Source organism: Acinetobacter lwoffii, assembly GCF_022967985.1.
GTDB lineage: Bacteria > Pseudomonadota > Gammaproteobacteria > Pseudomonadales > Moraxellaceae > Acinetobacter.
The window spans coordinates 1-15,582 of sequence record NZ_JALJVC010000034.1; the positions used below are offsets into that span (position 1 = coordinate 1).

13 protein-coding genes are annotated in these 15,582 nt (G+C 42.8%); 7 read left to right on the forward strand and 6 right to left on the reverse strand.

What is annotated here, in order from left to right; all coding sequences use genetic code 11:
* Positions 1-382: 382 nt before the first annotated feature.
* Together gloB and MWG72_RS14775 are read right to left on the reverse strand one after the other, a co-directional pair.
* The gene (gene gloB, locus MWG72_RS14770) at positions 383-1,117 is read right to left on the reverse strand and encodes a hydroxyacylglutathione hydrolase (protein WP_247144365.1); all 735 of its coding nucleotides are present in this window, start codon (positions 1,115-1,117) and stop codon (positions 383-385) included.
* Between the two features lie 117 nt (positions 1,118-1,234).
* Complete coding sequence (locus MWG72_RS14775) at positions 1,235-1,822, reverse strand: flavin reductase family protein (protein WP_224215693.1); 588 nt, start codon at positions 1,820-1,822, stop codon at positions 1,235-1,237.
* A 119-nt stretch (positions 1,823-1,941) separates the two neighbouring features.
* Between MWG72_RS14775 and MWG72_RS14780 the strand changes: the two genes are divergently transcribed.
* Complete coding sequence (locus MWG72_RS14780; protein WP_247144366.1) at positions 1,942-2,763, forward strand: PhzF family phenazine biosynthesis protein; 822 nt, start codon at positions 1,942-1,944, stop codon at positions 2,761-2,763.
* 143 nt (positions 2,764-2,906) lie between these two features.
* Positions 2,907-5,678: a M16 family metallopeptidase gene (locus tag MWG72_RS14785; RefSeq protein ID WP_247144367.1), complete on the forward strand. Its 2,772-nt coding sequence runs from the start codon at positions 2,907-2,909 to the stop codon at positions 5,676-5,678.
* Between the two features lie 333 nt (positions 5,679-6,011).
* On the opposite strand, the gene MWG72_RS14790 is transcribed toward MWG72_RS14785, so the two are convergent.
* Together MWG72_RS14790 and MWG72_RS14795 are read right to left on the reverse strand one after the other, a co-directional pair.
* Positions 6,012-7,076: an amidohydrolase family protein gene (locus MWG72_RS14790; protein ID WP_247144368.1), complete on the reverse strand. Its 1,065-nt coding sequence runs from the start codon at positions 7,074-7,076 to the stop codon at positions 6,012-6,014.
* A 119-nt stretch (positions 7,077-7,195) separates the two neighbouring features.
* Positions 7,196-7,597: a DUF3144 domain-containing protein gene (locus MWG72_RS14795; RefSeq protein WP_004280011.1), complete on the reverse strand. Its 402-nt coding sequence runs from the start codon at positions 7,595-7,597 to the stop codon at positions 7,196-7,198.
* Positions 7,598-7,708: 111 nt separating this feature from the next.
* Between MWG72_RS14795 and MWG72_RS14800 the strand changes: the two genes are divergently transcribed.
* Positions 7,709-8,341: a hypothetical protein gene (locus MWG72_RS14800; protein ID WP_247144372.1), complete on the forward strand. Its 633-nt coding sequence runs from the start codon at positions 7,709-7,711 to the stop codon at positions 8,339-8,341.
* 22 nt (positions 8,342-8,363) lie between these two features.
* On the opposite strand, the gene MWG72_RS14805 is transcribed toward MWG72_RS14800, so the two are convergent.
* Both MWG72_RS14805 and MWG72_RS14810 read right to left on the reverse strand, forming a co-directional pair.
* A complete protein-coding gene (locus MWG72_RS14805; RefSeq protein WP_071852229.1) occupies positions 8,364-9,818 on the reverse strand; it encodes a CYTH and CHAD domain-containing protein in 1,455 nt (484 codons plus the stop codon).
* Between the two features lie 140 nt (positions 9,819-9,958).
* A complete protein-coding gene (locus MWG72_RS14810; RefSeq protein WP_247144369.1) occupies positions 9,959-11,416 on the reverse strand; it encodes a CYTH domain-containing protein in 1,458 nt (485 codons plus the stop codon).
* 329 nt (positions 11,417-11,745) lie between these two features.
* Here MWG72_RS14810 and MWG72_RS14815 point away from each other — a divergent pair, with 329 nt between their 5' ends.
* The 4 genes from MWG72_RS14815 to MWG72_RS14830 all read left to right on the forward strand — a co-directional run bounded on the left by MWG72_RS14815 (position 11,746) and on the right by MWG72_RS14830 (position 15,427).
* Entirely contained in the window at positions 11,746-12,129 is a 384-nt protein-coding gene (locus tag MWG72_RS14815) for an Mpo1-like protein (protein WP_005104473.1), read from the forward strand.
* A 793-nt stretch (positions 12,130-12,922) separates the two neighbouring features.
* Positions 12,923-13,543 carry a thiamine phosphate synthase gene (thiE, locus tag MWG72_RS14820; RefSeq protein WP_005246719.1) on the forward strand — a complete coding sequence of 207 codons (621 nt, stop codon included), beginning with the start codon at positions 12,923-12,925 and terminating at the stop codon, positions 13,541-13,543.
* Between the two features lie 38 nt (positions 13,544-13,581).
* Positions 13,582-14,883, forward strand: a complete 1,302-nt coding sequence (gene hemL, locus MWG72_RS14825; RefSeq protein ID WP_247144370.1) for a glutamate-1-semialdehyde 2,1-aminomutase — start codon at positions 13,582-13,584, stop codon at positions 14,881-14,883.
* Between the two features lie 127 nt (positions 14,884-15,010).
* Complete coding sequence (locus MWG72_RS14830) at positions 15,011-15,427, forward strand: GlcG/HbpS family heme-binding protein (protein ID WP_247144371.1); 417 nt, start codon at positions 15,011-15,013, stop codon at positions 15,425-15,427.
* Positions 15,428-15,582: the final 155 nt, after the last annotated feature.

The window sequence follows — 15,582 nt, forward strand, 5'->3', positions numbered from 1 at the left end:
ATTTTTTATTTTATACAAATTATATGTTTAGCGTATAAGTGAAAGCCCAATTCAAGTAAATTGGGCTTTTTTATTCACTTGTTAGGTTCCATGCTGATTATTTAAGCAATGTTCCACGAATTTCTCTAATTTAAATCAATATCATCCTGTTATTTATAAGTCATTATTTCATGTGTTGGAACTGAAATTGGTTTCTAAAAAAATAGAGGACTTGATTAATTATAAGAAAGCAAAAATGGCACAGAAAGACATTTTTTAGATGGAGATTCAACTTATTCCAATTTGTGCAAAATTTGTACGTGCCTTTCAATAACATTCTATGCATCGCAAATGACAAATAAGTAAGTCGGCTGAAGCATTGATCTTCAGCTTTGAATCCGGTTTAAAACTGATCTTTCAGGGTTCTTAAACGCTGGAATTCTTCCACGCTTTCTGCGCGCAGAAAAGGATTGGTTTGCAATTCATCTTCAATACTACTTGGCAGCGTGCACTGGCCTAGTATACGCAAACGCTCAATATGTTCGAAGCGTTCCAGAATTGCCGAATTGTCCGGTTCAACGTGTTTGGCAAACTGTGCATTCGATAATGTGTATTCATGGGTGCAATAGACTTGGGTGCGCGGTGGCAAGGCAGCCAGACGGGACAGTGAATGATACATCTGTGAATAGGTGCCTTCAAAAACCCGGCCACAACCCATGGCAAATAAGGTATCGCCGCAGAACAGCACATCAATCGCATCAATAAAATAAACAATATGGCCGAGTGTATGCCCGGGTACAGCAATCACCTGGATATCTATTCCATGAAAATTAAACTGTTCTTCATGCTCAAGCGGATGGGTGATAAACGGAATTTTGCTTAGTTCTGCCCGTGGGCCATACACAGGCAGATTTTGTCCTTGGATCAGTTCCGGCACACCGCCAATATGATCTTTATGCCAGTGAGTCAGCCAGATTTGACTTACAGTTAAACCGTGTTCGGCACAATAGTCTTGTACCAATTCTGCTTCGGTTGGATCAATCACAGCCACCTGATGCGACGCGGTATGTTCAAGCAACCAGATATAATTTTGCAGTGAATTCTGGACATCAATACAGTGAATTTTAAAAGGCATCATAGCGCATCAGACCAAATGAAGATTAAGGATAAAGTAGCATAATTTCGGATGCTCTGGGGCTTGCAGATATCATCTATTCATCCGCAATTATTTTCATTTATTCCAAATTTGAAAAATTTATGATTCTGGATCATCAATGCTCACAGCATTACCAATGGTATAAAAATGACCACCGGCTATATGATGAATACTTTTCCATTCTTCATCCACCTCATGATAATGCCAGTGGCCGTCGCGGAAGACCCGATCATCGGCATAGGCTGCAATCACCTTGCCTATAAACAGGTCATGCATTTGCTGGTTATGCGGCTCAGGAATCAGCTCGCAGAGTATCCAGGCCGCACAGCCTTGTACTACAGGAATATCAGCATCAGGAAAATGAAATAGTTCTACTCCGGATTGTGCCAGTTTGTCCGGCACATCATGCAGGCTCTGCGTACCCAGACGATAGACCATATTCAGTTGTTTCAATGTTGGAATTTGCAGCGCGAAATAACCTGAATTTTCAATAATATTTCGGGTTTTGGTGCTTTTATCCAGAACCACAGTCACTTTTGCGGGGCTGAATTCCAATGCGCATGCCCAGGCTGCTGCCATAACATCTGTATCCTGCTGATCTTGAGCAGATACCAGTACAGTAGGGCCATGGGTAATCAGACGATAAGCTTTTTCTAAGGGAACGCTTTGAATATGGGAGTTTGTCATGCAGCACCATTTGCTCTATTTATTTACTAGGCCAGATTAATGAGATCATTAACATATTCAAGTTCATTCTTGCAAAAAAGCTTTTAAACTAGAGATCGTTATATTCAGGAATTCAAAAAATGAAAATGTACCAGGTCGATGCGTTTACCACGGAACTGTTTAAAGGCAATCCTGCAGCCGTGATTGTGCTGGATGAATGGCTCGAAGATGGTCTGATGCAAAATATCGCCTTGGAAAATAATCTGTCCGAAACGGCTTTTGTTAAAGTCATCGATAGCGATAATTATGCCATCCGCTGGTTTACGCCAACCAAGGAAGTGGATTTTTGTGGTCATGCGACATTGGCCAGTAGCTTTGTACTATTCAATCAATTTGATACGGGGACAACGATTCATTTTCATGTAAAAGACTTAGGCATTTTTGTAGTCAATCAGGATGCAGATGGTAAGATCAGAATGAACTTTCCAGTTCGTCGTGCAGAGCCAGTTGCTGAATATCCTGAAGCTTTAAGACAGGCCTTGAGCAAACCGTTTAAACAGGTTTATCTGAACGCGCAGGGCTATATTGTTGAATATGAATCGGTACAGGATGTGCTGGATGAAATGCCTGATTTTGAACTGTTAAAACAGTTGAATGGCAAGCGTACAGCCATTACTGCTCAGAATACCTATTTAGACGTCGCGATCACTTCACAAGATACCCAATACGATTGTATTTCACGTTATTTTGCACCGAGTAATGGAATCAATGAAGATCCGGTAACCGGTTCGATTCATACCGGAATTGCGCCGCTGTGGGCCGAGAAGCTCGGTAAAAATGAACTGGTCGCCTATCAGGCATCAGCACGTGGTGGGGTGCTGTATTGTGCCTTGCAAGATCAGGACCGAATTGAAATTTCCGGTTATGGAAAATTATATATGCAAGCTGAGATTTATCTTTAATTTTTTAATTACATAGAACTACATGTCGTCAGGTGAGGCGGCATGTTATTTTGATGGTCCGGCTTGGAATAGATTATTCAGAAAAAGAATCATTCTCTAAGAAGGGCGCGAATAAAAATTTATATTTATAATTTGGATGAAGAATGTTGCTACGTTATAAAAATTTAAGTCTGGCGATTGTATTGTCTGGCTGTAGTGCACTGAGTTTTGCACAACCTGTTTTGGTGAAAACGGAACAAAATGTTGAAGAATACCGACTGGATAATGGACTGCGCATTATCCTGGCACCGAATGATAAAGAAAATAAAGTTTTTATGAATACGGTCTATCTGACCGGCTCCTTGAATGATCCTCAAGGCAAGGGCGGTCTGGCGCATCTGCTGGAACATTTGGCCTTTAAAGGCACAGAAAATGTCAAAGGGGATGAATTCCAGCGTCGACTGGATCAATATACCTTGATGACCAATGCCAGTACCGACTATTACTCAACCAAATATACTAATGTGATCCGTCCTGAAAAAACTGCGCTGAGTGAAGTCATTTTTCTCGAAGCCGAACGCATGGACAAGCTGGTGCTTCAGGAAAAATATGTACCGACTGAAATTGATATTGTAAAACGCGAGCGTGAAATTCGTCTGGATCAGCCATTTTCAGTATTGATCGATCAGGTGTTTAAATCTGCTTATGGCAATCAGTATTTAGGCCGTTTGCCGATTGGTGACCTAAATGAGCTGCAATCAATCAATATGCAGGAACTAAACCATTTTTACCGTCAATGGTATGCACCGAATAATGCCTTTGTGGTCATTTCGGGCAAATTTGATAAGGCCGAAGTCTTAAAACAGCTGGATACGCATTTCAGTCCGATTCAATCCCGAAATGTACCAGCGCAAGTGAAAGTCCCAGCGCTTAAACCAGAGCAAATCAAACAGCGTGAATTTACAGTAAAGAAAGGCAGTGATCTGGCCAAGTTTAATCTTTATTTGAATCAATCCGAAGAAAGCATTAAAACGGCTTTGGCTGTTTCGCCAACGCTCTATACTTTGCAGCCAAGTGGACATCTCTATCAGAATATGGTGGAAACTGGGAAGTCAACAGCGGTGCAATCCAGTACCTGGCTGGATAAAGACTTTAATCTGGTGTTTATGGGAGCAATCTATGCTCCGAATCATCAGGCACAAGCGATAGAGCAGGGACTGATTCAAGGCGTAGAACAGAGTCAGCCATTTACCGAAGCAGAATTAAACCGGGCTAAAAATCTGACCCGAAATCAGGCCGACAATATTAAAAATAGTGCGACTGCTTTAGGTTCACGTTTAAGTGATTATGCAGTGGCGTATTCGGGTGACTGGAGCCAGTATTTTAAAGATCTGAGCGCGATTCAAAACCTGAATGTGAATCAGGTCAATCAGGTCTATAAGAATTTTTTAAAACCTGAATACCGTATTTCTGGCAATATTTTACCTACCCCGGAAGATCAGAAAAAAGCGCAGGAACTGGCACAAACAGAAGCACCGGCAAAAACTCTGGATCAACAGACTGAAGCAGAAGAGCCACTGAAAGATGTCAGTGTTTATCAGGCTGAAGTGAAGCAATATGTCCAGGAATCCAAACAGTATTTGTACAGTAAAGACAAACAGATTCAGCGTGGCAAGTTGAAAAATGGCATTAAATACGCGTTGTTTCCGACGACTACCCGCGATGACAAGGTTTATGCCACAATTTCACTGGATTTTGGTACTGCACAAAGCCTGATGAATAAAGGCGAGATTCTGGATCTGACGGCTTACTTATTGTTACGCGCATCAAAAGACCAGAGTCTGCAGCAGATTGCCGATAAAATTATTGAAGTAGGTGGTTCGGCAACTGCCGGTGCATCCGGCAATGGCCTGACCTTGCAGATCAGCGCCAAAAAAGAAAAGTTTGAAGAGTTTTTCCAGTATGTGGTTGATGTACTGAAAACGCCGGCATTTGAGCAAAGCCAGTTTGACTTGATCAAGAGTCAAACTTTATCCAGTCTGGATCGTCCTTACACTGAACCAGATACCGTGTCGAGCTTGACGATGGCGCGAACTCTCGAGATCTATCAGCCTGGCGATCTGCGTTTCCATTTCGAGCCTGAACTGGCCAAAAAACAGTATCAGAAAGCGACTCGCGAACAGGTTATGGCACTGTATCAGCAGTTTTTAAAAACCCAGCATGCACAAATCGCGGTCACAGGTGAGTTTAATCCAAAATCGATGCAAAAAACGCTGAAAAACAGTTTCTCAGACTGGAAAGCTACACAGCCTTATGAGCGTCTGAAATCGGAATATCGAAGTTATCCAGCCCAGAAAATTCATGCGTTGTCTGAGCAGCGTGAATTCGGGAGTTATGAGGCATTCATGAGCATGCCGGTCGGCGCAGATCATGCCGATGCACCTGCATTACAGGTATTTCGATATATTCTGGGTGATTCACAGCTGTCGTCACGACTGGCACAAGAGTTACGCGAGAAAAATGCACTAGTCTATGGTTTTAGTGCAGATGTGCAACTCGATGAATGGGCAGATGTGGGCGCCATGATGATTAGTGCCAATTATACGGCTGGAAAATCCGCACAGGTTTCTCAGGCAGTGCATAAGGTACTGAATGAACTGCTGACACGTGGCGTGACTGAACAGGAAGTCGAAGCGGCAAAAGCCAGTATCTTGAAACAGCGTTTAACTGCACTCGAGGATGATCGTCGTATTCACACTATGTTGATTCCACAGCTGGAAAAAGACCGTAATCTGGTTTACCGGGAAAAACGTGATCAGGCGATTGCTCAACTGAGCAAAGCCGATATTGATGCCATGATCAAAAAATACATCAAGCCGGACCAGCTGGTGGAAGTGATGGCTGATCAGTACGGTAAGCAAGTTAAAACATCATAGTGTTGATAAAAAATCCCCTCAAGTGAGGGGATTTTTTTATTTTAGTTTTATGCTTTAGGTTGCTCTATGGCTAAAAACAATCCCTCCAGTTAAGCTTGCAAGGATAGATAGGAGCAGACTCCAAACAGATACAATAAGAAGGAAAATCAATATTCCACAGCCAATCAAAGTTGAAACGAAAGCAATATCTTGATCAAAAGGATGATGGATCGCCACTTGATAATAATAAGACGTTATCCAGCTTGAAATAATAGTGAGTAAAATACAAAGTCCTTTGCCTGAAGGCGTATTTAGACTGGAATCTGTTATCCAACTTAGCATGTCCTCATCTACTCAAAGTCGATAAAAACATTTAGCATTTTCATAAAAGATCGGCTTTAAGGCATTTTCATTGTAGTCCTGAACAATATCGCTAAAGGCATCAATAATGTTGGTGAGTGAGCTGCTGACACTGTCCATTGGAAAGTTGGATGCAAACATCACGCGCCCAGAACCAAAACAGTCTAAAGTATGCTGGATCACGGGTGCGGCACGTTCCACTAATTCCTGTTTACTTGCCAGCCGTTTCTGCGTGTGAAAATCATGTCCCAAGACTGGCATAAACAGACCAGACATTTTGGTCGATACATTTTTGCATTCGGCCAGTTCTGCCAACTGATCTTTCCAGTCTGCAAATATCTGGGTGCGATCTTGTTCGGTCTTGCCTGTAGCTTTGCCCACTTTGCCAAATAAACCTGCGGGCGTACCCAGATGATCCAGCACAATAGGGGTGTTTGGAAAGGCTTTGGCCAGCGCAGTAACATCCGCAATCTGGGTAGAGTACACCCAGGCATCAAAGCTTAAATCTTGCCTGGCCAGTTCTTCAAAGCCCTTCAGGAAATCTGTGTTGCGATAGAGATGCGGTTCATCGGTCCAGGCATGAATCTCTTTATCTGGATGTACTGCAGCCATTTTACGGATGCCCCGAAACTTGGGAGAAGCTTCGCGATGCAATTGAATCAACTGTTTAAAATTTTTCTGCCGCGGATCCGCCGTGGCGACAATTCCACCCAATTGGATAGTGTGCTGATCAAAAGGAAGCCCAGCGATAAAACGGGTTTCATTTACCACACCCGTACCTTTATGGTCATGCCAGCTGGCTTCAACATGCACAATCTGCTCTATTTCATAATGTCCTGCATCTTTCTTGTAATTTGCAGGCAGATAAGGTGCAGTCAGGTGCTGTGTCAGGCCAATGGTCTCAATGACGTCTCTGGGTTTCAACAGTCGAACCATTCTGTCTAGTAATTTGGGATGATTGCCGAACAGCTTTACCGCTAGCGCTGCCGCATGTGGGGTATTGTACGGATCCCATTGGTGGATATGAGGGTCAATGATCGGGAAGGGAAGTTGCTGCATGCTATGCCTTGTTTTCGTTTATTTATTATTCAATTTATATAGTGCTTAAATCACTTTAAAGTCAATATGATAAATGACAGCAAATAAAAAAAAGCCCCGCGGGGCTTTTCGTATTTTAATCAATGATCATGCTTGTGATCATGGTTATGCTTGTTGGCATGAAACTCTTCATTGTGACGGAAACGCAAATAGTTTTCGAACTGTTCACAGTATTCATCATAGTTATCTTCCAGCATCATTTGAAATTGCTGCAAGATATAAGACATGACCTGATCTTTGGCATCACGCATCTCGTTGCCATCTTTAAAATTATTTGCTGCCACCCAGGTATTGAAACGGGCAGTACCAAATAACATCGCTGCACTGACTTGACCGCGCTTATCGCTTGGTTTTTCCTGTGAGCCTTTTTCTACGCGACAAAACTCGTTGGCTTGTTGAATAAATTCATCAGCACGTTCAAAGAATGCCGCATTTAACGCTTCTTCTTCGGTTACATCGGTTGCTTCAATCTTTTGAACCATGAATTTGTTCCTAACACTAAAATCTCAATCGCTAATTATAGGCAAAGCCTTGCAGAAACTAAACCTTTGCCTTAATCTAAAAAATAGCCTAAGCATATAAAAGTGAATGCCATGCAGGATGCGATTGCGGTACAAAGCCTAAAAAGTGATATTGCCTTATTGCGCCAGAATATCTGGCCACCAGCGAATCTGGCCAATGTTGAAGGCTTGCCGATTTATTATGGCAGCCAGTCACAGGTAGATGAATACTATAGTCAGTGGCTCGGTCTGATTGAAAGGGCGCAGGATCTGTTTCAGCCTTTTATGGAAGATGAAACACTAGATGCTATTCATCTGCCCAGTCATTTAAATCTGCCGCTATTTTATTTTCATGTTGACCGGATTCGCATTAATAAAACCCGGGCCAAAGAATCCAAAACTTTTTGTGGTGTCGCTAGCCTGATCGAAAAATGTGGGCAATTCGAAGCTGAGCAGGTTGCAGCCATGCGGCAGTGGCTCGACAGTGACGATACCGCAGCACTGGTCGCACACCGTGAGTTTGTTGATCTGCGCACTTATGTATTTCAGCATGGTCAAAGTGAATATACGCGCACCCGTTTTTATGTGAATGGGATCGTGCTGAGTGTCGAGCCACATTTTGAGCTGGTTGATGCACGTAATAAGCCACGCAAGCAACGCAGCGACAGTTATAACGATCCTCTGGCAGACAATAATACCTGGAAAGTATTCGGCAAATATCGCTAGCACAGTTTGACCAAGCCCGGTCTTACCAGAAGGGCTTGGTATTTTCTGCAAACTGCTGTAAACGCTCTGCTGCTTCGTTCGACAAACGCTGCTGTTCCGCACTTATCCAGCCTAGCACAAACCAGGCCTTGGCCTGTTGTTTGACATAAGGTCTAAATAATTCGTCTGCTACAAATAGGTCATTATAATGCCCGAGACTTTCCTGCAAGGGTTTTAAGGCTTTTAGATAGGCTTTAACCTCTTTTTCAGGAAATAAGCTTTGCAAGAATTCTACGTTATAGCGTAAGCGTTTGACCCGTTTGCGTGTGCGATGCCGGGATTCAATATCCAGTTCTTGATAGTTCTCGGCATCCTGACAGATTTGCTGATGCAGCTTGCTCAGGCCTTTACACAAAATTTTATGCGAAGACTTGGCTTTACCCTCTGTATTTTCTTGGCTAAAGCTGAATAGTTGCAGCATTAATTCTACTGTGGCAGGACTTCTGAACAGCGCACTGATATCTGGTTGTTTTTGTCGGTGTGGTGGTAATTTCAGTAAGGGTGAACCTGCTTTTTCCAGTTGTGGAATCAGGCTTTCTGCCAGGGCATCGCGATCTCGGGTGGAACCCAGTTGCTGAAAAATATCCCGCAGCTGTTCCGGCCATTCTGGCTGTACATGTTCAGTCACGGACTGGAAAATTTTAAAAGCACTGCGCAAACGTCGAATCGCAACACGTGCCTGATGCACATGATCACTATTATAATTTTCGGCAGCAATCGCCGTCGCATTTGGGAAAAGATGAGCCAGACAGTTGGCGACAATTTTTTGTAAAATCGTACTGATCTGATCTTTCTGTTCAAGCACTAAGGGAAGCTGATGCTGAACTGGCAGACTCTCTTCATCATGTAATAAGGCATAACCGCGTTCCGATTTGCTCCGTGTATCCAGCCACAAAGCATAACGCTGAACCCAGGGCTGAATGAAATCAATCAATTCACTCAGCTGGCCGGATTTAAGCTCAAATTCGACTTCATAAATATCGATGGCTTGATCATTGTGTCGAATTTCTCCGACATCAAAGGCAATTTCAATCTTACTGTCCAGATGACTTTCTGTGAGTACATACCGTACGACATCTGTTTCAAATTGCAGAATAAGCGGTGTCTCCAGATCACCGAGCGCCTGTTTCAGGATTTTTTTGGCCGGTTTATGTTTGCGATATAACTGAAAATCACAATGTTCCGGAGGACTTTTTAATTCATGCTCAAGTTCAAAACGTTCAAATTGTTGTTCAGTCGCTGCTTTCAGGGTTTGAATCCATTGCTGGTCTTCCAGACGTTGCCGCAGGGCAATCTGATGTTGTTGTAATTGTTGCGCTTCAGTATCAAAGTAGCGTGCACACAGACGATGCCGAGTCGGCTGAAGTTTCTGAATGTCCTGTTCAAATTGCACACGAGACTGTGGCGGAATCTGGAATTTGAGTTCTATTTCTGCCATCGGGTCATTCCTCCGCGATGTTGGTTTTATAGATTAATATAGCCCAAAGATCGGCAGGGGTGTGATGTGCTTCTGCAACAAAAAAGCACGCCAGAGAAGGCGTGCTTTGAGTTTTTCTTGTGATATTTATTTCAATATTTTTATTTCAGGAATTTACGACTGACCAAGAACTGTTCGGTCGCTTCAAGCAGTTTCTGCGCATAGACTTCCTGCTTGGCGGTCAGCCAGCCCAGCACAAACCAGTCACTTGCTTCCAGCTCGGTCTGCTGAATATAAACTGCAGAAGAGGCCAAAGTTTGATATTCACTGGCTGCCAGTTGAGCATCGTTCAGCGCTTTGCTGTATTTCTGCAAATTTTTGACATCATAGATCGTGGTTAAAATCGGAAAGCTGAATTTGAGCTCCTGAATCCGGCCCGACAATTGATCCAGACTTTCAAAATCAGTGATATCGGTCTGGTTCATTTGTTCCTGCAAAGCTTTATATTGCTGTTGCAAGGTAGTTTGAGCAGCAGTTTTCAAGTCCAGCGAGGCATGCTCATTTTCATTTAAACTGAACATCAGTAATTCCAGATAATGATGCACATTCTGGGTAGATTTGACCAGATTACCGAGTTTCTCCTGCGCATACAGAATATCTTTGCTCAGGTTTTCTGCCGTGGTGGGATTTTGCAGGAAGCCGGCCAAGCTGTTTTGCATATGCTGTAAATGTTGCAAATGTTCAAATTGCTGCTTAAAGGCCGCCAGTTGATGTGCCCATTTGTCCGAAAGCTGTGGATGCCAGTCTTTGAACAGCAGCAAGGTCAGATATAAATGATCTAGTGCCAGTCGTGCCTGATCAATATGTTCCTGTTCTGCAACCTGAGCTGCAATCGCCGCGATATTCGGCAATAAATGCTGCATCTGCTGTGCAATCAGACTGCACATGGTTTTACTGGCGCTGTCTTTTTTGCTGATCTGAAATTCTTTGCTAAGGGTCGCAGGACTGACGCGCTGTGAAGTGGCCAATAGATTGCCTATTTCAGCCTTGCTGCGTACATCGAGCCAGAGCTGGTATTTCTTGACCCATTCAAAACTAAACGCCAGTAGATGTTGAATTGAACCATTTTTAAGCTCGAACTCGACTTCATGTACTTCTTGCTCGGCATCATGTGTGCGGATATGCCCAATATCCAGGCTGATTTCGATCTGGGTATCTTCATAGTCAATCACCCTTAACGTACGGGAAATATCGGTTTCAAACTGGAGTTGGAGCTGGTCGAACTGATTGCCGAGCGCATTGCTGAGAATTGCCCCGGCTTCTGGAAATTTTTTATAAATATCTAAATCCAGTTCAGGAGATGCGGTTAATTTCCCTAGATCATGATTATGTTCAAAGCGTTCGATATGGCTTTTTCCGGCCGCTTTTAGTGTTTGCACCCAACGTGTACCTTCCAGACGCTGACGCAGTGCCACCCCATGCCGGGCCAGTTGACGGTCGGTAGTATCATAATATTTGGCTTGAAGCTGGATCTGTTGAGACTTTTTCGGATCAAGTGCCTTGAGCAGCGCAGTGCGTCGTGCCACAGGAATTTGGAACTTGAGTTCAACTTCAACCATGATGATCATCCTATCTGTTCAGTGCAATTAAGTACTGAATCTTCACTTGAATAAGGTTTTAAAATGAGGCGGACAGCAGCCGCAATTATATTTTTAGATTTGTGCGCAGCAGATTGTAACCAAAATCAAAATGCATGTAAGACTTGACTGAGCATAAAAAGCTTAAACAGAAGTTTGAAACTTAGATTTCATCGGTTCATTTTAGGCTAAAACGATCGGATTCAGGCCTTCACGGGGATGTGCAAGATGCATTGAAGCGCGCATCAAAAGGCTGTTATTTGGCTAAAATATACGCTAAGGTAAAACAAAAAACGTCAGGATGATGACAGATGAATGTACAAGTACAACCAGAAAGTAAGAATGAGGTGATGGTTCAGCCCCAGATGCCGATTAAGAACTATCATGAATTTTATCGCTTCTATTTGACTGAGCATCGGCATATTATTAGCCGCCGTCTGCACGTGGCCGGCAGTAGCATCGGTTTATACTGTTTTGCCAAAGCCATTCGTCAAGGCAAGCCGCGATATTTTGCATATGGTTTACTCTCGGGCTATGCCTGTGCCTGGGTCGGTCATTTTATCTTTGAGCGCAATAAACCAGCCAGCTTCAAACAGCCTGTATATAGCTTTATCTCGGACTGGCGCATGTTTGCCGATGTCCTGCGTGGTAATATCAGTCTGATCGACCTTAAATACGATAAAATTTCCAGTTAAGCCAGAATGACTTTTATCGGAATGTGCCCACTTAAAGCATGAAATTTCGATAAAAGCCTTGCAAGTCTAGAATTATTATTCTAATAATTATGGTATTGCAGATTAGGTTTTTTGATCAACCATTATATTTTAATTAATACATCAGTTTTCCAAGCCTGGAGCGACCTTCTCCGGGCTTTTTTTATGCCTGTTTGCTACCAATAAATGTTCAAGATTTTGCTCATGCTATTGTGTAAATATTCATAGAAGAATTCATGTGGATTTGTGCTGAAAGTAAAAGATCCTTTCTGGCTTTGAAACGTTTCCCCACAAACGAATGACTCAAAACCAGAAAGGATCGGGTATTACAAACACAGGTATTTATTTTTCTGTTTATTTTTCTGTTTATTTTCTGTGTCTAAGGCTATTTAAGACGCTTCGTGCCGATTGGGCTATCCCTGAAAATGGGTATTTTTAATATTAATTAATTTGAGTACGCTTGAGCCAGGCGAAAAAAAGACAAAAAAAATCGCTCTTAGAATTTTGCAACTTCTCCACCAAGTTATCTGCAAAATCCTAAAAGCGTTTGTCGGAGGGCGTAAGCATTAACACGTTATAATTATTGTTATAAGGCAATTAAAACGCAGATTTGAAAGCCCGTATATCCCTGAAAATGGTGATATTTAAGATTTAATTGATAAATTGCGCTAAAAACCTGCAAATCTGTTGCTGCTTGGTCTCAGAAACAGCAGGACTGCGGCAATTAAACCGAGTTATGCCTATAATAGAGCCATCCTAGCAAGTGGCGAGCAAGATGCGCGGTTTATATTTAATTACCAATGATGATCCATTAGAGCTTTTATTGGCGAAGTTGGAAGGTGCAATGGCCAATGGTGGTGTTGCGGTCTTGCAATATCGCCGTAAAAAAGTGGCGAAAGAAGATCAAATTTACGAAATCGAGTATATGAAAGCCATGTGTGCTGAATATGCTGTACCTTTCGTGATTAATGATGATCTGGAAATGGCGGTTAAATACAGCGTGGGTGTGCATTTAGGCCAGGATGATGGTTCGATTGTCGACGCTGTTGCGCGTTTGCCTAAAGGCGTGTTGATTGGCCGTAGCTGTAATAACTCACTTGAGCTGGCTGAACAGGCCATTGCCGATGGTGCGAATTATGTGGCATTTGGAGCAATTTATGCTACTGATAGTAAACCTGAAGCGGGTAATATTGGTCTTGAAACCTTAAAACTGGCCAAAGAGAAATTGAATGTACCTTTATGTGCCATTGGTGGTTTAACGGTTGAAAATTCCAAGGATGTCATTGAGTCAGGTGCGGATTATTGCGCGGTGATTAGTGATATATTGGGACTCCCTATGAATGCCATTCCTGAACGTTTAGATGAATGGTCTGCGCTTTTTCAAGCTACAGCATAAAATTTTTTGATTGATTTAATTTTGAGTCGAGTGCCTTCATGAGCTTATCTCCAAAGCAAGAACAATTGTTCAAACAAGCTAATAAACATATTCCGGGTGGCGTTAATTCACCTGTACGCGCATTTAATGGTGTCGGTGGGACGCCGGTCTTTATCGAAAAAGCCCAAGGTGCGTATCTGTATGATGTCGATGGTAAGCGTTATGTGGACTATGTAGGTTCATGGGGGCCGATGATTCTGGGCCATGCACATCCGGCGATTATTAAAGCCGTTCAGGATGCTGCGGTCGATGGTTTGAGTTTTGGTGCGCCCACAGTTCATGAAACCACGCTTGCAGATATTATTTGCGAGATCATGCCATCGATTGAACTAGTGCGTATGACCAACTCGGGTACAGAAGCGACCATGACCGCGATTCGTTTAGCACGTGGTTATACTGGCCGTGACAAGATTGTAAAATTTGAAGGCTGTTATCATGGTCACTCAGATTCATTATTGGTAAAAGCCGGTTCAGGTTTATTGACCAGTGGAGAAGGGGAAGCGACGTCTGCAGGCGTGCCAGCAGATTTTGCTAAACATACGCTGACACTTCCATATAACGACATCGCGACTTTAAAAGAATGCTTTGCCAAATTCGGTTCAGAAATTGCCGGCGTGATTGTTGAGCCAGTCGCAGGCAACATGAACTTGGTGAAACCAATTGACGGTTTCCTGCAAGCGATTCGTGATGTTTGTGATGAACATGGTTCAGTGTTTATCATTGATGAAGTAATGACCGGTTTCCGTGTCGGTTTGGGTGGTGCGCAAGCACATTATGGCGTTACTCCGGATTTAACCACTTTAGGTAAAATCATCGGTGCAGGCTTACCAGTCGGTGCATTCGGTGGTAAACGTGAAGTGATGGAATGTATCGCACCATTGGGTAAGGTCTATCAAGCAGGTACGCTATCAGGTAACCCATTGGCAATGCGTGCCGGTATCGAGATGTTCAAGCATTTACGTACCGAAGGTTTTTATGAAAAATTAACCGCACAACTCGAAAAATTGCTCGCCGGTTTACAAACTGCTGCTGATGAAGCAGGCATTCCATTCAAGACCCAACAAGTGGGCGGTATGTTTGGTCTTTACTTTACCGATCAGGAAGATATTACTAGCTTCGACTCTATGCTGAAATGCGATGTCGATGCCTTCCGTAAATTCTTCCATGGCATGTTAAGTCGTGGCGTAAACCTTGCACCATCTGCTTTTGAAGCAGGATTTATTTCTGCTGCGCATAGTGATGAAGATATTGCTTACACGATTCAAGCGGCTAAAGAAACTTTTGCTGAGATGAAAGGATAATTCGACCTCTCCCTGACCCTCTCCTAAAAGGAGAGGGAATATAAGCCCGAGTGATCGGGCTTATTTCATTCTTTGGATTAGACATCATAAGATTTGAAATTGATAAATTAAAGGATTAGATAGATCAATGAAAACCAAACATTATTTGACTTTAAGTGATGCGGAATTTTTATTAAATGAAGCTCATCAATATGCGATTCAGAACAGTTTTAATGTCAGTATTGCTGTAGTGGATGAAACCGGAAATTTACTGGCGATGAAGCGTATGGATGGCGCAGCACCAATGACTGCAAATCTGGCTATTGAAAAAGCCAAATGTTCCGCTATGAGTCGCCGTCCATCGAAGTTATTTGAAGATATTATCAAAGGCGGGCAGATGGGCTTCCTGACCATGAAATCATTTTCAGGAATGCTGGAAGGTGGTGAGCCGATTATGTATGAAGGACAGTTGGTAGGTGCAATGGGCGTGTCGGGAGTGAAGTCGTTTCAGGATGCTGAGATTGCGCAGGTAGCCATTGAGAAATTTTTGGCGAAGCAAAGCTAATCCAAAATAGAAATTGATCAGCTCAATTTAATAAAATCATTCAAAGTTGTACCAAAATGAAGCGTGGAACGTGAAATATCAACTAAAAAGCCCAATCGCTAATGAGTGGGCTTGTCTATATACAATAAAGTTATAATTTAAAAAGGAAATCAAAA

What these genes read in the sequence shown, in the direction of transcription:
- gloB (WP_247144365.1), bottom strand. Translation starts at nt 1,117, where the DNA reads ATGATGCCTTTTAAAATTCACTGTATTGATGTCCAGAATTCACTGCAA.
- MWG72_RS14805 (WP_071852229.1), bottom strand. Translation starts at nt 9,818, where the DNA reads ATGGCAGAAATAGAACTCAAATTCCAGATTCCGCCACAGTCTCGTGTG.
- MWG72_RS14830 (WP_247144371.1), top strand. Translation starts at nt 15,011, where the DNA reads ATGAAAACCAAACATTATTTGACTTTAAGTGATGCGGAATTTTTATTA.
- MWG72_RS14780 (WP_247144366.1), top strand. Translation starts at nt 1,942, where the DNA reads ATGAAAATGTACCAGGTCGATGCGTTTACCACGGAACTGTTTAAAGGC.
- MWG72_RS14790 (WP_247144368.1), bottom strand. Translation starts at nt 7,076, where the DNA reads ATGCAGCAACTTCCCTTCCCGATCATTGACCCTCATATCCACCAATGG.
- MWG72_RS14800 (WP_247144372.1), top strand. Translation starts at nt 7,709, where the DNA reads ATGCAGGATGCGATTGCGGTACAAAGCCTAAAAAGTGATATTGCCTTA.
- hemL (WP_247144370.1), top strand. Translation starts at nt 13,582, where the DNA reads ATGAGCTTATCTCCAAAGCAAGAACAATTGTTCAAACAAGCTAATAAA.
- MWG72_RS14815 (WP_005104473.1), top strand. Translation starts at nt 11,746, where the DNA reads ATGAATGTACAAGTACAACCAGAAAGTAAGAATGAGGTGATGGTTCAG.
- MWG72_RS14810 (WP_247144369.1), bottom strand. Translation starts at nt 11,416, where the DNA reads ATGGTTGAAGTTGAACTCAAGTTCCAAATTCCTGTGGCACGACGCACT.
- thiE (WP_005246719.1), top strand. Translation starts at nt 12,923, where the DNA reads ATGCGCGGTTTATATTTAATTACCAATGATGATCCATTAGAGCTTTTA.
- MWG72_RS14785 (WP_247144367.1), top strand. Translation starts at nt 2,907, where the DNA reads ATGTTGCTACGTTATAAAAATTTAAGTCTGGCGATTGTATTGTCTGGC.
- MWG72_RS14795 (WP_004280011.1), bottom strand. Translation starts at nt 7,597, where the DNA reads ATGGTTCAAAAGATTGAAGCAACCGATGTAACCGAAGAAGAAGCGTTA.
- MWG72_RS14775 (WP_224215693.1), bottom strand. Translation starts at nt 1,822, where the DNA reads ATGACAAACTCCCATATTCAAAGCGTTCCCTTAGAAAAAGCTTATCGT.